We start from the raw sequence: 19,465 nt of genomic DNA, 5'->3' as shown, positions 1-19,465 counted from the left end.
TGGTCCCGCAATTATTACCGTTTGGTATCAACGGCGGGGCAGCAGGTTTATTTCCCTCCAGACGCCACTCTGGTGCTGATCCGCACCTCAGGGGACAGCTCGGTCAGCAGGTCCGCCAGCTCCTCGCCCGCCTCCTTGAGCTCCTCCAGGGACATCGGCTCCAGCCGCTCCAGGATGAAGATCGCGTTGGTGGTCTCCTCGGTGAGCCGGGTGCGCGCTCCCTGACGCCAGTTCCACCTGCGGCAGGTGACGCCGAGGTCGTCACGCCAGATCACCTCGCCGGGCTCCGGCGGCCCGAGCACCTCGTCCGACTCCTCGCCGCCGCCGGCCCGGACCAGCCGCGCCGGGCCCACGTAGCGGTCGAGGTCCTCGCCGCCGATGGGCAGCGCGTGCTTCACGCTGATCGAGTTGTACGCGTCCACGGCCTGGTTGATCTCCGGCAGCGGAAGCCTGCGGGTCAGGGCGTCGACGGAGGACCTGGTCTTCTGCGGTTTGGCGCCGAACGCCCGGTAGGCGTCCTTCCACGCGTCGATCTTCTCGGCCTGTACGGGCTGCTCCGCGGCCTCCGCGAGCCAGGTGCGGGAACGGTCGTCGGTCGGCCCGTTGCGCAGCCCGTGCGCCGTCATGAGCAGCACCGCGAAGTCGGGACGCAGGGCGAAGACCGCCTCGTCCACCCAGATGTCGTCAAGCATGCGTCCCAGCCTATTCGCCAGAAGAGATCGCAAAATTCACTTTGCAAAATTGTCTTTGCGGTTTACTCTCCAGGTGTGGAAGAAAGGTTCAAGATCAGCGATCCTCAGGTGCTCAAGGTGGTGGCGCACCCCCTGCGGGTGCGGCTGCTCGGCCTGCTGCGCGCCCACGGGCCCGCGACGGCCAGCGAGCTGGGGCGTGAGGTGGGGGAGAGCTCCGGCTCGACCAGCTATCACCTGCGCGAGCTGGCCAAGTACGGCTTCATCGAGGAGGACCCGGAGCGCCGCGACGGCCGGGAACGCCGCTGGCGGGCCCGCCACCGCTACACCTCCTGGGACAACCTGGAGATGGCGGCCACGCCCGAGGGGCAGGAGGCCGTCCGGATCATGCACCTGCGCCAACTGGAGGCGCTGGGGCGGGCGTTCGAGGTGTTCGAGGCGGGCGAGTGGCCCGCTGAGCTGGTCGAGGTCTCCGGGATGAGTGACCATTTCGTGCGGCTGCCCCCGGCGGGTGTTCGTGAGCTCAGCGAGCGCGTCGACGAGCTGGTGCGAGAGCTCAATGACCGTTACGCGGACGACCCCGACGCAGTGCTGATGAGCGTCTGGTCGGCGGCCTTTCCACGCGGGCCGCAGGAAGGCCAGGAGAGCCGATGACCCCCCGATCCGCGACAGGAGTGGGAAAGCCGATGACGCCCCGGTCCGCGCTGCGCCGTTATCAGCTGGTCAGCTTCCTGACCTGGCTGCCACCTGGCCTGATGATGGCCGTCATGGTGCTGCTGATGACCGACAGGGGTCTCAGCCTGGCCCAGGTCGGGCTGGCCGTCATGGTGTTCTCGAGCGTCACCATCGGCCTCGAACTGCCCACCGGCGGCCTGGCCGACGTGATCGGCCGCCGGACGGTCCTGGCGCTCTCGGCCGCGTTCACCGTCGTCGCGCTCGTGCTGATGGCGGTGTCGACCACGTTCTGGATGTTCCTGGCCACCTGCGTGTTCAAGGGCATCGCCCGCGCCCTGTCCAGCGGCCCCGCCACCGCCTGGTACGTCGACACGCTGCACGACCTCGAAGGCCCGGACGCCGACCTCAAGCCGGGGTTGGCCCGCGGCGGCGCGATGGAGTCGGTGGCGCTGTGCCTGGGCGTGCTGGTGGGCGGGTTCGCGCCGCTCGCGGTGCCGCCGGGGGTGATGACGCCTCTTGCCGTGCCGCCGCTCCTGGGCGCGACGGCCGGGCTCGTGCTCCTGGTCGCGGTGCTCTTCGCACTCCCCGAGCCATCGCACGCGCACCACTCGCGGGTTCGGTGGTCATTAGGGCGGGTTCTCCGGGACGTGCCCGCGACCGTCGCGGGCGGGGTGCGGCTGGTGGCACGTGCCGCTGTGCTGCGCCGCCTGATGCTGACCGCCGCGGCGTCGGGCGTCGCGCTGGTCGCCGTCGAACTGCTCACCCCCGGCCGGCTGGCCGCGCTGGCCGGTACGGCGGAGCTGGGCAGCACCGGCTATGCCATCGTGGCGGCGCTCGGGTTCGCGGGCAGCGCGGTGGGCAGTGCGATCGCGCCCCGGGTGGCCGGGTTGGCGGGCGGTTCGGTGCGTGGCGCGGTCGCGGGCACCGTCCTGACCGCGCTGGCCATCGCCGCCCTGGCGGCCACGGCCGGTTGGGACGGGCCGGCCGGTTTCGCGGCCACCGGGCTGGCCTATGTCGTCATGTTCTCGGGGCTGTCGACGGCGGGGCTGCTGTGCTTGGAGATGACGCACAATGCCGTCACGGCCGCTCAGCGCACGACGGTGACCTCGACGAGCTCCTTGTCGCTGCAGGCAGGGGCGGCACTGTCCAATGTGATGTTCGGCACACTCGCCGTCCACGCCGGTCTCCCGGCCACCTGGTCGCTCGCCGCCGCGGTGGTGCTGGCCTCGGCGCTGTTGTTCGTGCGCATGCCCCCGTTGGCCCGACCCCACCGGCTCGCGAATGGGGGCGCTCCGGCCAAGAATGCGCACGTCACGGCGCCCAGCCCGGTGAACCGGAGGAGCGTGCCCCTGGAGGGGGACCAGCCCCGCACAGAGGATGGGGCCGGCCCATGCCGACCGTAAAACAGAGGCCGTAAAGGAACATGCTTTTACGGGAGAGCGGGCACAGCCGGTTCGGCGTCGGTCCAGCCGACCTGGAACACGGTCTCGGTGTAGGTCTTGTTCGGGAAGGGCTTGCCGTTGAGCTTGGTCGTCTGGTTTTGGGCCAGCAGCACCATCTCGTCCGTGTCGACGATCAGCTCGGTCCTGACCATGTCCTCCTTACGGGCCTGCTCCTGGTCGATGGAGAGCCGCACGCCGGTCCTGCCCAGGCTGTCCTTGACCTTCCCCAGGGAGCGGACGCCGGGCATCGTCAGCAACGCCTGGTAAGCCGCGGCCCGAACTTCCTTCGGCGCGGGAAGGTCGCGCAGCAGAGTGGGCAGCGCCCCTCTCACGTTGCCGTCGACCCGATCCTCCGGAATCCTTAAGACTCGCGCGGCCTTCGCGAGCCAGGCCTTCAGCCCGTTCGGGTCCGCGGGCAGCTTCTGGACCTCCTCGAAGGTCAGCTGCTGCCCGTCCAGGAAGAACGTGCCCGTACCCTTCACGGCGGTGACGCGGCCCTTGTCCGCCTTGGCGGACAGGGACACGGTCCTGCCATCAGCCGTGCGGTTCCACTTGGTCGGCGAGCCGTCGCGGCGCCAGGCCTTCTCGTCGGCCGCGCTCTTCGGACGTGTCGCCAGCGTCCGGAACCCGAACCAGGCCTTTCCCTCGGGCGAGGTCCACAACTCCCGGAGCCGCTGCTCCTCCACCCAGTAGCGGTTCGAGCCGCTCCCGAGCTGCCGGGGATGGGTGGTCTTCCACAGCGTCCTGGTATGCCAGTAAGCGCCTTCCGCAGGAGTCGTCACCGCGGCGGCGAGCCGCAGGTTCGGCGCGTCCAGGAGGCCGGGCGCGCTCGGCAGGCCCAGCAGAGCTATGGCGCTCACCGCGGCCAGGCCGATCCCGATGGCGAGCATCGGCCGGATCGGGGTGGTCACGAGTTTCATCTGTTTCCTCCAGGCGTCCGAGTTCACGACTCCCTATACGCGCGAGCGAGCCGCGGGGTTGCCTGGGGGACAGCCCTCTGGCCCGAGGCAACGCCCGGCGCGGCCCGGGCGTATTAGGAGGCGTGAAATCGGACGGACAGGCGTGAGCGGCGCCGAGGAACAGGAATTCGCCGCGTTCGTGGCCGCACGCGGCACGAGCCTGCTACGGGTCGCCTACCTCGCCTGCGGCAATGAGACTGAGGCGGAAGACCTGCTGCAGACGGCGCTGGAGCGTACATACCGAAACTGGGACCGGGTGCGGTACGCCAACCCCGAGCCCTACATCCGCCGCGTCATCGTCAACACCGCCATCAGCCGGGCCCGGCGCCGGGCGGTCCTGCACATCATCCCGATGCGCACCCCTCCGGATCAGGCGGCGTCGGAGACCGACGTCGACCTGCGCCGCGTGCTCATGGACGCCCTGCGCGCCCTGCCGCCCCGGCAGCGCGCGGTGATCGTCCTGCGGTACTGGGAGGACCTCGGCGAGACGCAGACCGCCGAGATCCTCGGCTGCTCGGTGGGCACGGTGAAAAGTCAGGCGTCGAAGGCGATGGCCAAGCTCCGTACGGCGCTCGGCGACGGAACACTGGAAGGAGTGATCAGGAATGTCCACGCTTGAGGGACGCCTTCGCCAGATCATGGCGGACGAGACAGCGGAGTTGCGTGCCGCGCCCGATCTCGTGGACCGGGTGCTCCGGTCCACGAGGAGGAAGAAGCAGCGGGTCAGGTTCGCCGCCCTGGTCACGTCGGCGGCCGTCGCCGCCGCCGTGGTGCCCGCCTACCTGGTCCTCGGCCCCTCGGCCGGGCAGGGACCGGTACCCGGGCCCGGCGAGCCGGTCGTGACCGCCGAGACGTCGCAGCCGGACGTCCCCGCCATCGACGACACCCCACCCCTCCCGTCCCCGACCCCCGATCTCGGGGACCTGGGCGACGGAAGGGCCTTCGGGAGCGTCAAAGTGGGCTACCTGCCCGATGGGCTGCAGTGGGGCCACTGGTCTCTGGACCACGGTGACAGCTACACGACCTCATGGAACTACGACGGCGACGAGCACGGTTTCTACTGCGTCCAGATCTTCGTGTACGAAGGCCAGGCCGTCCGGGAGGCCGATGAACGGACACAGGCATACCACGACGAGGGGAAGGGCGAAGAGGTGGCCGTCGGCGACCGGACCGGCTACCTGATCGTGCAATGGGTCGGCGAGGACGGTGGGAAGGGCACCCCGACTCTCTTCCTGAACATGGGCGAAGGGCGGCGGGCCGAGGTGATGTTCAGCCCGGTGTACGCCAAGGAGCTCGGCGTCACCAAGACGAACCGCGAGCTGTTGAAGATCGCCGAAGGGCTCACGGCTGACTGAGGTCAGGCTAGAACATGGTTCGGGCACAATGCTGTGCATGGCGAAGTTCGTGGTGACTCCATCCAGCGAGACCCAGCGCGCGGCGTGGCTCGGCGGAACGATTCCCGAGGTCGAGCGGGTGCGGCCCGGACTGTGGTCGGTTCCGGTGCCGATCCCGGTGAACCCCCTGCGTTACGTGCTGGTCTACGTTCTGGAACTGCCGGACGGGGTCGCCATCGTCGATGCCGGATGGAACACCGACGAGGCCTACGAGGCGCTCGTCGCGGGATTGCGGGTCGCCGGGTACGCGATCACCGATGTCAAGGGCGTCCTGGTCACCCACATCCATCCCGATCACTACGGCCTGGCGGGACGGGTCCGGGAGATGTCGGGCGCGTGGATCGCCCTGCACCCCGCCGACGCGAGCCTCGTCCACGAGCGGTATGACGACAGCGCCATCGACTCGCTGGTCCAGCGCGAACGGGCGCTGCTCGTCCGGTCGGGGGTGCCCGAGCTGACCCTGGACGAGCTGGCCGGCGCCTCGATGATGATCAGGCACATGGTGTCGATGGCCAAGCCCGACCGGCTGGTCGAGGACGGGGACCGGCTGGACCTGCCCGGCTGGGACCTGCGGGCGATCTGGACTCCCGGGCACTCGCCCGGCCATCTCTGCTTCGTGTCGCCGTCCAGGAAGCTGCTGTTCTCCGGCGATCACGTGCTGGCCAAGATCACGCCGATGGTGGCCGTGCACCCGCAGTCCGCGCCCAACCCGCTGGCCGACTACCTCGACGCGCTGGCCGCCGTACGGAAGCTGGACGTGGAGGAGGTGCTGCCCGCGCACGAGTACCGGTTCCTGGAACTGGCCGAACGGGTCGACTACGTGATCGCGCATCACGAGGAGCGGCTGGGGGAGATCGAGCGGGCGATCGGGGCCGCCTCCGGCGGGGTCTGCTGCTGGGACATCGCGACCGGCCTGACCTGGGCGCGGCCCTGGGAGACGATCCCGCCGTTCATGCGGCGGGCGGCCAACAACGAGACGCTGGCGCACCTGGTGTGGCTGGAGTCGCGGGGGCGGGCGCGGCACGTTCCGGGCGAGCCGGACCTGTGGTTCGCGGGCGCCTGACCTGCGGTCTCAGTTATTTCATGTAAACCCAGTAGGAAATGTTGACTTCTAGCTCATGCCTGCGTAGCGTCGTATGCATGAGCCCGGATCTGACCCGGCGCGCGCATGTCGACTTCTGCCGCGTCGTCAGCGCACAGTGTTACTGATCACGACTTCGTCCCCCTCCCCCTTATCTGAGGACATCTCGTGATTAGACCTCTTTCCCTCATCCCTCTCCTCCTCGCTGTCACGGCCGTCACGGCGTGCGGCACCGCCCAGGGCTCCACCGAAACCCAGGAGCTGCGTTACCAGGGCAGCGTCGGCACCGTCACCTTCCCCGAGCTGGCCGAGGAGCTCGGCTATCTCAAACCCGTCAAGCTCAAGTGGATCGGCAACACGACCAGCGGTCCACAGGACATCCAGACGGCCGCCACGGGACAGAGCGACTTCGGCGGCGCCTTCAACGGCGCCGTGGTCAAGCTCGTCGCCGCCAAGGCCCCGATCAAGGCCGTGGTCAGCTACTACGGCAGCGACCAGTACGCCTACCAGGGCTTCTTCACCCTCCAGGACAGCCCGATCCACACCGCCCGCGACCTGATCGGCAAGAAGGTCGGCATGAACACCCTGGGCGCCCACGCCGAAGCCGTGCTGAAGGAATACCTCAAGCGCGGCGGCCTGACTCCGGCCGAGGTCAAGCAGGTCGAACTGGTCGTCGTACCGCCCGTCAGCACCGAGCAGTCGCTGCGCCAGAAACAGATCGACGTGGCCGTGCTCGGCGGCATCCTGCGTGACAAGGCGCTGGAGCGCGGCGGTCTCAAGGCCCTGTTCAAGGACGTCGACCTGTTCGGCAACTTCTCGGCCGGGACGTACGTGCTCACCGACCGCTTCATCAAGCAGAACCCGAACACGACCAAGAAGTTCGTCGAGGCCACTGCCAAGGCCATCCAGTGGACCCAGACGCACAGCCGGGAGGAGGTCGTGGCCGAGTTCAAGAAGATCATCGCCAAGCGCGGCAGGAACGAGGACGCCACCGCCGTCGGCTTCTGGAAGAGCAGCGGCGTCGCCGGTAAGGGCGGGGTGATCGAGCCGCAGGAGTTCCAGCGGTGGATCACCTGGCTGGAGGACGCCGGCGAGATCAAGCCCGGCCAGATCAAGGCCCAGGACGTCTACACCAACGCCTACAACCCGTTCGCCTCGGGAGGCTCCCGATGAAGATCGAGTTCGTGTCCGTGACCAAGGAGTTCGCCGTGCGCGGCTCCGACCGGCCCTTCGCCGCCGTGTCCGACATCTCGCTGGACGTGGCGGAAGGGGAGTTCCTCACACTCGTCGGCCCCAGCGGCTGCGGCAAGTCCACCCTCCTCGACCTGCTCACCGGCCTGACCCTGCCCACGCGCGGCGAGATCCGCATCAACGGCGTGCCCATCTCGGGGCCGGGACTCGACCGGGGCATCGTCTTCCAGCAGTACGCGCTGTTCCCATGGCGTACCGCGGTGGCGAACGTGGAGTTCGGGCTGGAGGCCAAGGGGGTGCCGCGGCGCGAACGCCGTGAGCGCGCCCGCGGCTACCTCGACCTGGTCGGGCTGCGCGGCTTCGACGAGCGCTACCCGCACGAACTCTCGGGCGGCATGAGGCAGCGGGTCGCCATCGCCCGCAGCCTCGCCTACGACCCGGACATCCTGCTCATGGACGAGCCCTTCGCCGCCCTGGACGCCCAGACCCGCGAGTCCCTGCAGGAAGAACTGCTCCGCATCTGGAACAAGACCGGCAAGACCATCGTGTTCATCACCCACGGCATCGACGAGGCGGTCTATCTGGGGCAGCGGGTCGCCGTCATGACGCCCAGCCCCGGCCGTATCCGGGCCGTGGTGCCGGTCTCGTTCGCCTCCCGTGAAGGGGATCTGCGGGCGGATCCGGTGTTCGGCGAGTACCGGCACGCGATCTGGACGCTGTTGCGCGAGGAGGTGACCTCCGTTGGCCAGACCCTCACTCAGCACGGCCGGCCTCTCGGCCTCCCCGCTTGACGACGACCACCTCCACCCGTCCGCCGTCACGACTCTCCCACCCGTCCCTCAGCCCGTGAGTCCCGTCACGGGTCGGCGCCGCAGTCTCTGGGGCGTCGCCCGCCGGGTGTTCAACGCGTCGGCCGCGATCATCGTGCTGGCCGCGGTCTGGGAGATCCTCCCCAGGGCCCAGGTGGTAGACCCCACCTTCCTGCCCCCGCTGAGCGACGTCCTGGCCGCCTGGTACGACCTGCTCCGAGGGGGCGAGCTGGTGGAGCACATCCAGGCCTCCCTGGTCAGGTCGCTGACGGGGTTCGGGCTGGCCATCCTGACCGCCACCCCGCTGGGCCTGCTGATCGGCTGGTATCGCCCGGTGGCCGAGTTCCTGAACCCGGTCCTGGAGCTCTTCCGCAACACCGCCGCCCTGGCCCTGCTGCCGGTGTTCGTGCTGGTCCTGGGGCTGGGGGAGACGTCCAAGATCTCGATCATCCTGTACGCCTGCGCCTGGCCGATCCTGCTCAACACCATCGCGGGCGTCAAAGGGGTCGACCCGCTCCTGATCAAGTCGGCGAGGTCCCTGGGGCTCGGGCCGTTCCGGTTGTTCCAGAAGGTCATCCTGCCCGCGGCGGTGCCCACCATCTTCACCGGCATCCGCCTGGCCGGGGCGTACTCGATCCTAGTGCTGGTCGCCGCCGAGATGGTCGGCGCCAAGGCGGGGCTCGGCTACCTCATCAACTACGCGCAGTACAACTTCCGGGTGCCCGACATGTATGCGGGGATCATCACGATCTCGGTGCTCGGCCTGCTGTTCAACCTGCTCCTCGTACGCCTGGAGCGCCGCTTCTCCACCTGGAGGACCACGTGACCATGCACCTGAACGCCTTCCTGATGGGCGTCGGACACCACGAGGCCGCATGGCGGCACCCGCTGACCGAGCCGAGCCGCATCACCGACATCCGCCACTACCAGGAACTGGCCCGGATCGCCGAACGCGGCAAGCTGGACTCGGTGTTCCTCGCCGACGGCCTCGCCCTATGGGGAAATGTCCGGCACAACGCGCTGGGCGGGCTGGAGCCCCTCACCCTCCTCGCCGCCCTGGCCGCCGTCACCGACCACATCGGCCTGATCGCCACCGTGTCCACGACGTACAACGAGCCGTTCCACGTGGCGCGCAAGTTCGCCTCGCTGGACCACATCAGTGGCGGCCGGGCGGGCTGGAACATCGTCACCTCCGCCGGCGAGGCCGAGGCCCACAACTTCGGCATCGAACGCCCGCCGCACGGCGAGCGCTACCACCGGGCCGAGGAGTTCCTGGAGGTCGTGAACGGGCTCTGGGAGAGCTGGGCGGAGGGGGCGGTCGTCGGCGACCGGCGAACCGGCGTCTACGCCGACGTCTCCCGGATCAAGCCGATCGACCACGTGGGCACGCACTTCAAGGTGCAGGGCCCGTTGAACATCCAGCGCTCACCGCAGGGCCGCCCTCTCCTCGTCCAGGCCGGGTCGTCGGAGGACGGCAAGGAGTTCGCGGCGAGGTTCGCGGAGGCGGTGTTCACCGCGCAGCAGACCCTCGAAGACGCCCAGGAGTTCTACGCCGACCTCAAGGGCAGGCTCCCCGCGCACGGGCGGCTGCCGTACCAGCTCAAGATCCTGCCCGGCATCTCGCCCATCATCGGCTCGACCGAGCGTGAGGCGCTGCGGCTGGAGAAGGAGCTGGAGGATCTCATCGTCCCGGCGTACGGGGTGCAGCAGCTCTCGAACATCCTCGGCGTGGACCTCACCGCCTACCCGTTGGACGGTCCATTGCCCGACATTCCCCCCAACCCGGACGGCCAGCAGAGCCGCATCAAGCTGATCAAGGACCTGGCGGGCCGCGGCGACCTGTCGATCCGCGAGATCATCAACAAGCTCGCCGGCGGCCGCGGCCACCGGGTCGTCGCGGGCACCCCCGAGCAGATCGCCGACCAGCTCCAGGAGTGGTACGAGAACGGCGCGGCCGACGGCTTCAACATCATGCCCCCGTACCTGCCCGGCGGCCTCGCGGACTTCGTCGACCACGTGGTGCCCGAACTGCAGATTCGCGGCCTGTTCCGCAAGGACTACGAGGCCCGCACCCTGCGCGACCACTACGGATTGGCGGCCGCCTCGAACATCGTGGCTTCGGGAGCGTCCTCGTGAGCATCGTCACCGTCGTCGGTAACCCGCGTCCCGGGTCTCGCACGTTGGGGGCGGCGGTCGCGGCCACCGACGCCATAGCCGCCCGGCTCGGCCACCCGGGCGCGAGGGAGGTCATCGACCTGTCGGCCCTCGCCCCGACGCTGCTCCAGCCGGAGACCGACGCGAGCCTGAAGATCGCCCTCGAACTCCTCACCAGCGCCTCGGTGGCCGTCGTGGCCAGCCCCACCTACAAGGCGACCTACACGGGGCTGCTCAAGGCCTTCCTGGACCGGCTGTCCCCGAACGCCCTGGCCGGCACGGCGGCCCTGCCGATCCTCGTCATGGGCCACCCCAAGCACGCGCTGGCGGTGGAGGTCCACTTCCGCCCCCTCCTGGTGGAACTGGGCGCCTTCGTCCCCACCCCGGGTCTGGCGCTGCTGGAGTCAGAACTCCCAGAGCTGGATGCGGATGACGGGCCCTTGGCTCAGTGGGCAGATCAGGTCGTGCCGCAGATAGCCGCCAGGGAAGGAGCCCTGAGATGACCATTTCGCTGGACACCGACCAGTTCCGCACGGCCCTGGCCCAGCACGCCGCCGGAGTGGTGATCGTGACGGCCAGACCGGAGGGCGTCCCGGTGGGCCTCACGGCGACCTCGTTCTCCTCGGTCAGCCTCGACCCGCCGCTGGTGTCCTTCTATGTCGACCAGTCGTCCACCACCTGGCCCTGGCTCCGGCTGGCCGACCACTTCGCGGTGAACGTCCTGGCCGGCCACCAGCATGACCTGGCCACCCGCTTCGCCCGCCGAGGCATCGACCGCTTCGCCGCACCCACGCGGTGGCGTCCCGGCCCGCACGAGACGCCGTTGCTGGAGGACGTCTCGGCGCACCTCATCTGCATTCCGCACACGACCGTGGAAATAGGCGACCACACGCTGGTGGTCGGCCTCGTCACCGCCGCCACCACCACCCCGGCCCGCCCGCTCCTCTACCACCGCGGCCAGTATGGGAGATTCCTGCCGCACAATTAATTTCCAACACCGACATTAATGTCTAACGCCGACATTCATTTCTTTTATTTACGGCCGGCAGTGGCCAGCCCCACCCGGCGCCCGCGGCTGGGCTCTGTCCAGGGATACGCTCCTGAGGTGTGCGGGGTCGGCCACCGTGACGAGACGGTGAGACCACGGCCACCCCCAAGCAAAACCCACCTCCCCTCCGGACAAGACGCTCACTGCCTCCCGCTTGTCGAGCCGGGGACACCTGCTCACGCATGCCGGAGACACCTGCTCGCGCATGGCCGGAGACGCCATCTCACGAATGACGGCAGCCCTGGTCAACAGTGCGCGCGTCACGGCGGCCAGCCCGCTCCACCGGAGGAGCGTGCTCCTGGACAGAGCCCAGCCATGGGCGGTGGGTGGGGCTGGCCACTGCCGGCCGTACAAGAAGAAGAAAAAGAAAAAGCTCGCGTGTGGCATCGGGCGCGAGAAAGAAAAATATCTCTATTTCTATCTCGTGCGGACCCTGGCGCGGGCAGTGGGAAGCGGCAGGTCGAGGATGGTGCATATGCCGGGTGGGGCGGCGCAGACGGAGGGGATGGTGTTGATGGCGTGGGCGGCTGCGGCGGCGAGGCCGTGGGAGACCTCGTCGATGGACATCGTCATGTGCGGCACCCCCTCGATGTGGATCGCGAAGCCCGGGTCCGGCCAGCGGTCCACCTTGCCGGCGTCGGCCTTGTAGATCACCTCGACGGTCATGAACGGCCGCCCCCGCACCAGGCCCGAGAACACCCAGCGCGACGCGCACACCGCGCCCTCCTCGACCAGGCCGGCCGCGATCTCGAACGTCTGCCCGGCCACCTCGAACTCGTCCCGCTCCTCCACCTCGTCGAGGTGCACGTCGAGCGCGTCGGCCACGAGTTGCACGCTCTCGGCGAAGAGCGCGCGCTGGAAGGTCCGGAACGGCCGCACCGCCGCCGTGTAGTCCTTGGCCGTGCGGGTGAACCCGATCAGGTCCACGACGACCTGGCGGGACGGGTGGCCGCGGAAGTCCGATGATTCGCGCACGTAGATGTGGTCGACCCGGTCGGCCAGTCCGGTCAGCGCCAGCGGCAGGAAGTCGCTCATGAAGCCCGGGTTGATGCCGGTGCCGTGGAGCGTGGTGCCGCCCTTGGCGCAGGCGGCCTCGATGCGCTCCACCACCCGCGGCCCGTACGACTTGGGGTAGACGAAGCCGGTGGTCGTGATGACGTTCTTGCCCGAGGCGAGCAGCGCGCAGATGGTCTCCAGGTCGAGGGTCCGGTCCGGGCCGAAGAAGGAGGACGGCAGCGGCATGTGCAGGACGCAGTCGGCGTCGATGGCCATGGCGCGTTCGGGGTCGCCCGTGCAGCACACGCCCGTGTAGGGCAGGCCGACCAGTTCGCCGGCATCCTTGCCGATCTTGTCGGGGTCATAGACCAGGACCCCCGCGAGCTCCAGCCCCGGCCTGCTGAGCACGCTGCGCAGCGCGTAGCGGCCGACGGCTCCGGTGGCCCACTGAACCACACGAATGGGCGCGTCTACCGGCATGTCCGGCCTCCCAGGCCCGGTGGAGGGCGGACGGGTGCTGGGGGGCGCCGCCCGTGCGGAGCCCAGAACTCTAGCAGATAATGAACCGTTCGATCACTATCCGCGACGATCAGTCACAGTGCAGCGGACTCGGGTTATTGTGCCATTACTAGAACGTTGTTCTCCTGCGCTGGAGGTTCGATGCTTCGGTTCGATGACAGGGTCGCGATCATTACGGGAGCCGGGCACGGTCTCGGCAGGTCGCACGCGCTCCTGCTGGCCGAGCGAGGTGCCAAGGTCGTCGTGAACGACCTGGGCGGCGCGCTCGACGGCACCGGCGCCTCCGCGGGTCCCGCCGGCGAGGTGGTCGAGCTCATCACCAAGAACGGTGGCCAGGCCATCGCCAACGCCGACAACGTGGCCACGCCGGAAGGGGCCAGGGCGATCGCGCAGGCCGCGATCGACGCGTTCGGCAAGATCGACATCGTCGTCAACAACGCGGGCATCCTGCGCGACAGGTCGTTCGGGAAGATGGCGGTGGAGGACTTCGACGGGGTGCTGGCCGTGCACGTGCGCGGCTCCTACCTGGTCAGCCAGGCCGCCTACCCGTACATGAAGGAGGCCGGCTACGGCCGCATCGTCAACACCTCCAGCCCCGCGGGCCTGTTCGGCAACTTCGGCCAGGCCAACTACTCCACGGCCAAGATGGGCCTGGTCGGCCTGACCAAGACGCTCGGCATCGAGGGCGCCCGCAACGGCATCAAGGCCAACGCCATCGCGCCGATCGCCTGGACGCGGATGACCGAGTCGTTGCTGCCGGCCGAGTTCGAGGCCAAGTTCACGCCTGAGCGGGTCAGCGCGGTGGTGGCCTACCTCGTTCACGAGTCGTGCGCGCCGAGCGGCGAGGTGTTCAGCGTCGGCGGCGGCCGGGTGGCGCGCGTGTTCGTGGCCGAGGGGCCCGGCTGGAAGTCCGACGACCTCACGCCGGAGTCGCTCGCGGACAACTGGGACGCGGTCATGGTCGAGCAGCCCTACGTGCTGTCGGCCGCCGACTCGATGAAGGCCATGCTCTAGAGACGCCGGGGCTACCTGCTCGACGGCGGGTAGCCCCCCTGCGGGTCCGTCACAGCCGCTCGACGTTGGGCCCCCGGCAGCGGTTGCGCGTGTCGAAGACGAAGGCGCTCGCCTGCTCGACCATCTCGTAGTCGAAGCAGTCGTGGTCGGTGAGGATCATCACCGCGTCCGCCTTGGCGAGCTCCTGGCGGGTGGCGTCGACGATCGCGATGCCCTGCGGCAGCAGGAAGTGGTCCACGTGCGGGTCGGCGGCGCGCACATCCGCGCCCAGCTTGCGCAGGGTCCTGGCCACCTCGATCGCCGGGGACTCGCGGCAGTCTCCCGCGTTCTTCTTGTAGGCGAGGCCGAGCACGACCACCCGGCTGCCCTTGATCGACCTGGAGCGCTGGTTCAGCGCGAGGGCCAGCCGGTGGATGACGTGATCCGGCATGTGGTCGTTGATGTCGTTCGCCAGCTCCACGAACCGGAAGTTGTGCCCCAGGCTGCGCTTGACCTTCCACGACAGGTAGGACGGGTCGATCGGCAGGCAGTGCCCGCCGACGCCCGGGCCTGGGGTGAAGCGCATGTAGCCGAACGGTTTGGTGGAAGCGGCGTCGATGGCCTCCCAGACGTCGATCCCCAACTGCCGCGCGAAGATGGCCAGCTCGTTCACCAGGGCGATGTTGATGTGCCGGAAGGTGTTCTCAAGGAGCTTGCACAGCTCGGCCACCTGGAGCGAGGAGACGGGAACGACCTCCTGCACGATCCGCTCGTAGAAGGCCTGGACCCTTTTCAGCGAGGACTCGTCGATGCCGGACACGATCTTCGGCGTGTTCTCGAGCCGCCAGCGGGTGTTTCCCGGATCGATGCGTTCCGGGCTGTAGCCGAGGAAGAAGTCCTCGGGTGCCTGCAGTCCGGAGCCTTCCTTCAGCAGGGGCAGGAGGTACTCCTCGGTGGTTCCGGGGTAGGTGGTGGACTCCAGGACCACCGTGGCGCCCGGCCGTAGCAGCGGCGCGATGGATCGGGCGGCCGAGGCGATGTGACGGAGATCGGGAACGCCCTCGCTCAATGGCGTCGGCACCGTGATCACACAGATGTCGAATCTCTTGGCGTCGGCATAATCGGTAGTGGCGAAGTAGCGACCGCAGCGGTGCGCGGCGGCCAGCTCGTCGTCGCTGATGTCCTCGACATAGGACTCGCCGGCGTTCAACCGCTTGATCCGCCACTCGTCCACGTCGATGCCCACGACGTCGAATCCCGCGCCGACCGCCCGCATCGCCAGCGGCAGGCCGACGTAGCCTTGGCCGACGACCACCAGTTTCTCTCTCATGCCAGGACCCCCGTTACATCGGATGAGACACGATCCGACTGTAGGAGCCCGGAGTTCTCATATCGCCGATTCGATGGCGATCCCCGGCGTGTCGTCTTATGGCAGGCTCCAGTGTTTTCCGCGGCATGGCCAGCGATTCGGGGCACATAAGGGTATTAGCGCGGATATTTCCGCTCCTGGAGTCGGTCTTCCAGAGAATCGGTGGGCGGCTCGGCCGCTGGATGGATTTCGTCAATGGATGACGGCCGAGCCCTCGAGAAGAGGAGATCCGCAGGTGAGAGAGCCCTTTAAAGCTTCCAGGTAAGTATCGGAGAAGGGTATTCGCGGGTAAAGAGCTGGCCAATCGGGCATTAGCCTGGGCTCTTCTTGATCACATGTAGGTTTTTCGTGTGATGCCGTTCAAGGCATGCTCCTGCCGAATGTCGTAGCGTCTTAAAGGGGATCGACGACATTCGGGTCGTATCTCTTACGGCTGGACTTATAGCCGCTTTTAATGGCAAACGCGATGAACCAGGCGAGTGTGGAACGCCGCCGTATGGATCCTTGGCGAGCCGCGGGCTGCGGCGCCCAGCCGATTGCCTGAGTAGCACAAGATACAGTGAGGAGTTGTGGCGCATGTCAAAATCACATAGCGATGCGCCCGATCGAGCAGCCGGCACAGCCTTCCCCGAAGCTCTCAAGCACGACGCGACCATCAAAGTCAGATGTTCCCGTTCTTCGGGCAATGCCGGTCGGTTGTGGATGGGGGCGGCGGCAGCGGTCGTGCTGGTGGCAGGCGCGCTGGTAGGGCTGCCGCAGAGCGCCGGCGCGACGGGGCCGGTGGATATCGGTGACGCGGAGCCGTACGGGATCGTGGCCGGAGACGAGATCACCAACACGGATCTCACCACGGTCACCGGAGACGTCGCGGTCAGTCCCGGCAATACGCTGACCGGCTTCCCGCCCGGCACCATCAACGGTGACAGGGATCTGGGCAACGCGACCGCGGCCACCGTCAAGGCCGATGTGGTGGCCGCCTACAACGACATCGCCGGGCGGACCGCCGATTTCACGGTGGCGGCGCAGTTGGGCGGCACGACCAAGGGGCCCGGCCTGTACGCCTCCACCACCGGCGCCTTCACGATCAGCGGCACGCTCACCCTCGACGCGCAGGGGGATCCGAACGCCGTCTTCATCTTCCGGGCGAACACCCTGACCACCGCCAACGTCTCCAACATCGCCCTGGCGCGCGGCGCGCAGGCCGACAACGTCTTCTGGCAGTTCAACGACACCGTGGCGCTGGGCACCTACAGCACCTTCCGCGGCAACGTGCTGGCCCAGGACTCCGTCGTGGTGAACTTCGGCGCCAGCGTCAACGGCCGGATCTTCGCAATCAACGATTTCGTCCACATCACCGGCACCGACAGCGTCCCGGCCACGCGGATCACCGTTCCCAACGACCCGCCCACCACCACTACCCTGACCTCCTCGGACGACCCCTCCTGGAGAGGGCAGCCGGTCACCCTCACCGCCGTCGTGGCGCAGGTCAGCGGCACTGTGGTCCCCGCCGGCGAAGTGGTCTTCAAGGACGGCTCGACCGTACTCGGCTCGAGCAACCAGGACGACGACGACGTGGCCAGGATCACGATCCCGAACCTCAGCGCCGGGGCACACCACCTCACCGCCGTCTACCTGGGCGGCGACGTCTTCGACCACGAGGCGCTGATCCACTTCGCGCCGAGCTTTTCGCCGGAAGTGGTTCAGGACGTGTCGGACAGCCTGTGGAACAAGGCGGTCACTCCGGCCGTCCAGTCTCAACCGGATACGCAGGCGATCACGGTCGGCGTGAAGTTCCGGGCCTCAGTGAGCGGGACCGTCCACGCCGTCCGGTTCTTCAAGGGCGCTCTGAACACGGGGACTCATACCGGAAGCCTGTGGAACAGCAGTGGTCAGCTGCTCGCGAGCGCGACGTTCACCAGCGAGACCGCCTCTGGCTGGCAGCAGGTGAATTTCTCGACGCCTGTCGCGATCAGTGCCAATACCACCTATGTAGCGTCGTATCACACGACGTCGGGATATTATTCGATGAACCGCCCGTACTTCACTTCGGCATTCACGAACGGGCCGCTCACCGCTCTGGCGAACGGTACGGACCCGAATGGGGTGTACACCTACGGGGCGACCAGCACCTTCCCGACGAGCTCCGTGCAATCGACCAACTACTGGGTCGATGTCGTGTTCCAGCCGTCGGACAGTCTGTGGGACACAGCGGCCACTCCGGCCGTCCAGTCTCAATCTGATTCGCAGGCTGTTACGGTCGGCGTGAAGTTCCGGGCGTCGACAAGCGGGAAAATCGTCGCCCTCAGGTTCTTCAAGGGTTCTTCGAATACGGGGACTCATACCGGAGCCCTGTGGAGCAGTGGTGGTCAGCTGCTCGCGAGCGCGACGTTCACCGGCGAGACGGCCTCTGGCTGGCAGCAGGTGAATTTCTTGACGCCTGTCGCGATCAGTGCCAATACCACCTATATAGCGTCGTATCACACGACGTCGGGATTTTATTCGATAACTCGCCCGTACTTCTCCTCGGCATACACGAACGGGCCGCTCACCGCTCTGGCGAACGGTACGGACCCGAACGGGGTGTACACCTACGGGGCGACCAGCACCTTCCCGACGAGCTCCTACCAGTCCACCAACTACTGGATCGATCCGGTATTCGACTGACCGCCGTGAGTCTTCGAGCTTACGACCGCCGATGTTCATAGCGGATCCGTGAGGTCTGGGTTACCGCCAAAGGCCCCGTTGTGCAGACAGTTCATTGCCTGCGCAGCGGGGCCGTGTCATGTCCTTATCGTGAACACGACACGGGCGCGCGCCGCATGTCATTTCTCGGGAACCGCATCGATGCCCGCTAATGTCAAATATCCAGCGTCATATGACCGGCGGGGGATTTATCCCAGATCACCGATAAAAGGAGTGGCTAATGACTAATATCGATTTTTCCCGTTTTTGGGGGAATGCCGGTCGGTTGTGGATGGGGGTGATCGCGGCGGTCGCGCTGGTGGTAGGTGTGCTGGTGACCCTGACCGAGGGCGCGAGCGCGCCGCGGTCGGTGGACATCGGCGCCGCGGAGCCGTACGGGGTCGTGGCCGGGGTGTCGGTCAACAACACGAACCTGACCACGATCTCCGGAGATCTGGGGATCAGCCCCGCCAGGACGCTGACCGGCTTCCCGCCCGGCACCATCAACGGTGACCGGCAGCTGGGCAACGCGACCGCGGCGGCGGTCAAGGCCGATGTGGTCGCCGCTTACAACGACATCGCCGGGCGGACCGCCGATGCCACGGTGGCGGCGCAACTGGGCGGTACGACCAAGGGGCCCGGCCTGTACGACTCCGACGGCGGCGGCTTCGCGATCAACGGCACGCTCACCCTCGACGCGCAGGGGGACCCGGACGCCGTCTTCGCCTTCCGGGCGGACACCCTGACCACCGCCAGGGTCAGCAACATCGCCCTGGCGCGCGGCGCGCAGGCCGACAACGTCTTCTGGCAGATCAGCGACACCGCGGCGCTGGGGATCTACAGCACCTTCCGTGGCAACGTGCTGGCCCAGCACGCCGTCGCCGTGAACTTCGGCGCCAGCGTCGACGGCCGGATCTTCTCCCTGAACGGCTCCGTCACCACCACCGGCACCGACAGCATCCCGGCCACTCGCATCGCCATCCCGAACGACCCGCCCACCGCCACCACTTTGACCAGCTCCCGCAACCCGTCCATGAAGGGACAGCCGGTCACGTTCACCGCCACTGTGGTCGCGGTCAGCGGCAAGCTGATCCCGGCCGGCGAAGTGGTCTTCAAGGACGGCTCGACCGTTCTCGGGTCGGTGTTCCTCAACCGCACCGGCCGTGCGGTGTTCACGACCTCCAGCCTCGACCGGGGGCAGCATCGGATCGTCGCCGTCTATCTGGGTGGCGACACCTTCGACCACGAGGCGCAGATCCACCACGCCCCGAGCAAGTCGGACCCGATATTGCAGATCGTCAACGGCTAGGTCTGACGGGGCATCCCCCACCCTGTCAAAAGCACAACCCAGCTCATTCTGTACGGCACAGCACGGGAAGACCCACCCGCCGCCCTGGGTCACCGGCATTCCAGGGTCACGCTCACCGGCCGCGCCGCCACCCCACCGCGACGTGCGCACGGTCA

At 67.8% G+C, this 19,465-nt stretch carries 18 protein-coding genes; 14 read left to right on the top strand and 4 right to left on the bottom strand.

All coding sequences use genetic code 11. The features are described 5' to 3' along the window. Positions 1–47: 47 nt before the first annotated feature. The gene (locus AB0F17_RS36290) at positions 48–692 is read right to left on the bottom strand and encodes a phenylalanine--tRNA ligase beta subunit-related protein (RefSeq protein WP_358032147.1); all 645 of its coding nucleotides are present in this window, start codon (positions 690–692) and stop codon (positions 48–50) included. 75 nt (positions 693–767) lie between these two features. Between AB0F17_RS36290 and AB0F17_RS36285 the strand changes: the two genes are divergently transcribed. Together AB0F17_RS36285 and AB0F17_RS36280 are read left to right on the top strand one after the other, a co-directional pair. Further along, positions 768–1,343, top strand: a complete 576-nt coding sequence (locus AB0F17_RS36285; protein WP_358032144.1) for a helix-turn-helix domain-containing protein — start codon at positions 768–770, stop codon at positions 1,341–1,343. Continuing rightward, positions 1,340–2,767 carry an MFS transporter gene (locus AB0F17_RS36280; RefSeq protein ID WP_358032142.1) on the top strand — a complete coding sequence of 476 codons (1,428 nt, stop codon included), beginning with the start codon at positions 1,340–1,342 and terminating at the stop codon, positions 2,765–2,767. Before AB0F17_RS36285 ends, AB0F17_RS36280 begins: the two co-directional genes overlap by 4 nt. A 26-nt stretch (positions 2,768–2,793) precedes the next feature. On the opposite strand, the gene AB0F17_RS36275 is transcribed toward AB0F17_RS36280, so the two are convergent. Beyond that, positions 2,794–3,726, bottom strand: a complete 933-nt coding sequence (locus tag AB0F17_RS36275) for a CU044_5270 family protein (protein ID WP_358032139.1) — start codon at positions 3,724–3,726, stop codon at positions 2,794–2,796. A 142-nt stretch (positions 3,727–3,868) separates the two neighbouring features. Between AB0F17_RS36275 and AB0F17_RS36270 the strand changes: the two genes are divergently transcribed. The 9 genes from AB0F17_RS36270 (at position 3,869) to AB0F17_RS36230 (ending at position 11,382) form a co-directional block, all read left to right on the top strand. Continuing rightward, positions 3,869–4,384, top strand: a complete 516-nt coding sequence (locus AB0F17_RS36270) for a SigE family RNA polymerase sigma factor (RefSeq protein WP_358032137.1) — start codon at positions 3,869–3,871, stop codon at positions 4,382–4,384. Then, complete coding sequence (locus AB0F17_RS36265; RefSeq protein WP_358032134.1) at positions 4,371–5,120, top strand: hypothetical protein; 750 nt, start codon at positions 4,371–4,373, stop codon at positions 5,118–5,120. Before AB0F17_RS36270 ends, AB0F17_RS36265 begins: the two co-directional genes overlap by 14 nt. 37 nt (positions 5,121–5,157) lie before the next feature. Continuing rightward, positions 5,158–6,222 carry an MBL fold metallo-hydrolase gene (locus AB0F17_RS36260; RefSeq protein WP_358032132.1) on the top strand — a complete coding sequence of 355 codons (1,065 nt, stop codon included), beginning with the start codon at positions 5,158–5,160 and terminating at the stop codon, positions 6,220–6,222. A 186-nt stretch (positions 6,223–6,408) separates the two neighbouring features. Further along, positions 6,409–7,413, top strand: coding sequence for an ABC transporter substrate-binding protein (locus tag AB0F17_RS36255; RefSeq protein WP_358032130.1), 1,005 nt, complete (start codon positions 6,409–6,411; stop codon positions 7,411–7,413). After that, positions 7,410–8,222: an ABC transporter ATP-binding protein gene (locus AB0F17_RS36250; RefSeq protein ID WP_358032127.1), complete on the top strand. Its 813-nt coding sequence runs from the start codon at positions 7,410–7,412 to the stop codon at positions 8,220–8,222. Before AB0F17_RS36255 ends, AB0F17_RS36250 begins: the two co-directional genes overlap by 4 nt. A 55-nt stretch (positions 8,223–8,277) precedes the next feature. Further along, a complete protein-coding gene (locus AB0F17_RS36245; RefSeq protein WP_358032124.1) occupies positions 8,278–9,066 on the top strand; it encodes an ABC transporter permease in 789 nt (262 codons plus the stop codon). Positions 9,067–9,068: 2 nt separating this feature from the next. Then, positions 9,069–10,376, top strand: a complete 1,308-nt coding sequence (locus tag AB0F17_RS36240) for an LLM class flavin-dependent oxidoreductase (RefSeq protein ID WP_358032329.1) — start codon at positions 9,069–9,071, stop codon at positions 10,374–10,376. Beyond that, positions 10,373–10,897 (top strand): NAD(P)H-dependent oxidoreductase, encoded by a 525-nt coding sequence (locus AB0F17_RS36235; protein WP_358032122.1) that lies wholly within the window; start codon positions 10,373–10,375, stop codon positions 10,895–10,897. Before AB0F17_RS36240 ends, AB0F17_RS36235 begins: the two co-directional genes overlap by 4 nt. After that, entirely contained in the window at positions 10,894–11,382 is a 489-nt protein-coding gene (locus AB0F17_RS36230; protein WP_358032119.1) for a flavin reductase family protein, read from the top strand. Before AB0F17_RS36235 ends, AB0F17_RS36230 begins: the two co-directional genes overlap by 4 nt. A gap of 477 nt (positions 11,383–11,859) precedes the next feature. Here the strand turns inward: AB0F17_RS36230 and AB0F17_RS36225 are convergent, their stop codons facing one another. Then, positions 11,860–12,918, bottom strand: coding sequence for a dihydrodipicolinate reductase (locus tag AB0F17_RS36225; RefSeq protein WP_358032116.1), 1,059 nt, complete (start codon positions 12,916–12,918; stop codon positions 11,860–11,862). Between the two features lie 180 nt (positions 12,919–13,098). On the opposite strand from AB0F17_RS36225, the gene AB0F17_RS36220 reads away from it, so the two are divergent. Further along, a complete protein-coding gene (locus AB0F17_RS36220) occupies positions 13,099–13,971 on the top strand; it encodes an SDR family oxidoreductase (RefSeq protein ID WP_358032114.1) in 873 nt (290 codons plus the stop codon). 49 nt (positions 13,972–14,020) lie between these two features. Here AB0F17_RS36220 and AB0F17_RS36215 read toward each other — a convergent pair whose 3' ends face one another. Next, positions 14,021–15,280 (bottom strand): nucleotide sugar dehydrogenase, encoded by a 1,260-nt coding sequence (locus tag AB0F17_RS36215; protein ID WP_358032112.1) that lies wholly within the window; start codon positions 15,278–15,280, stop codon positions 14,021–14,023. A gap of 615 nt (positions 15,281–15,895) precedes the next feature. Here AB0F17_RS36215 and AB0F17_RS36210 point away from each other — a divergent pair. Both AB0F17_RS36210 and AB0F17_RS36205 read left to right on the top strand, forming a co-directional pair. Further along, complete coding sequence (locus AB0F17_RS36210) at positions 15,896–17,983, top strand: DUF4082 domain-containing protein (protein WP_358032110.1); 2,088 nt, start codon at positions 15,896–15,898, stop codon at positions 17,981–17,983. Between the two features lie 259 nt (positions 17,984–18,242). Continuing rightward, a complete protein-coding gene (locus AB0F17_RS36205; protein ID WP_358032107.1) occupies positions 18,243–19,310 on the top strand; it encodes an ice-binding family protein in 1,068 nt (355 codons plus the stop codon). The last annotated feature ends 155 nt before the right edge of the window (positions 19,311–19,465 follow it).

The sequence above is a fragment of the Nonomuraea sp. NPDC026600 genome, assembly GCF_040638335.1.
Lineage (GTDB): Bacteria > Actinomycetota > Actinomycetes > Streptosporangiales > Streptosporangiaceae > Nonomuraea.
The sequence above is the reverse complement of the archived record's forward strand: the minus strand, read 5'-3'. Positions and strand labels throughout refer to the sequence as shown.

Excerpts from the sequence above, each read along its gene's own strand:
- AB0F17_RS36230 (WP_358032119.1), top strand. The coding sequence starts at position 10,894 with ATGACCATTTCGCTGGACACCGACCAGTTCCGCACGGCCCTGGCCCAG.
- AB0F17_RS36290 (WP_358032147.1), bottom strand. The coding sequence starts at position 692 with ATGCTTGACGACATCTGGGTGGACGAGGCGGTCTTCGCCCTGCGTCCC.
- AB0F17_RS36240 (WP_358032329.1), top strand. The coding sequence starts at position 9,069 with ATGCACCTGAACGCCTTCCTGATGGGCGTCGGACACCACGAGGCCGCA.
- AB0F17_RS36250 (WP_358032127.1), top strand. The coding sequence starts at position 7,410 with ATGAAGATCGAGTTCGTGTCCGTGACCAAGGAGTTCGCCGTGCGCGGC.
- AB0F17_RS36215 (WP_358032112.1), bottom strand. The coding sequence starts at position 15,280 with ATGAGAGAGAAACTGGTGGTCGTCGGCCAAGGCTACGTCGGCCTGCCG.
- AB0F17_RS36225 (WP_358032116.1), bottom strand. The coding sequence starts at position 12,918 with ATGCCGGTAGACGCGCCCATTCGTGTGGTTCAGTGGGCCACCGGAGCC.
- AB0F17_RS36275 (WP_358032139.1), bottom strand. The coding sequence starts at position 3,726 with ATGAAACTCGTGACCACCCCGATCCGGCCGATGCTCGCCATCGGGATC.
- AB0F17_RS36205 (WP_358032107.1), top strand. The coding sequence starts at position 18,243 with ATGACTAATATCGATTTTTCCCGTTTTTGGGGGAATGCCGGTCGGTTG.
- AB0F17_RS36210 (WP_358032110.1), top strand. The coding sequence starts at position 15,896 with ATGTCAAAATCACATAGCGATGCGCCCGATCGAGCAGCCGGCACAGCC.
- AB0F17_RS36260 (WP_358032132.1), top strand. The coding sequence starts at position 5,158 with ATGGCGAAGTTCGTGGTGACTCCATCCAGCGAGACCCAGCGCGCGGCG.
- AB0F17_RS36265 (WP_358032134.1), top strand. The coding sequence starts at position 4,371 with ATGTCCACGCTTGAGGGACGCCTTCGCCAGATCATGGCGGACGAGACA.
- AB0F17_RS36280 (WP_358032142.1), top strand. The coding sequence starts at position 1,340 with ATGACCCCCCGATCCGCGACAGGAGTGGGAAAGCCGATGACGCCCCGG.
- AB0F17_RS36220 (WP_358032114.1), top strand. The coding sequence starts at position 13,099 with ATGCTTCGGTTCGATGACAGGGTCGCGATCATTACGGGAGCCGGGCAC.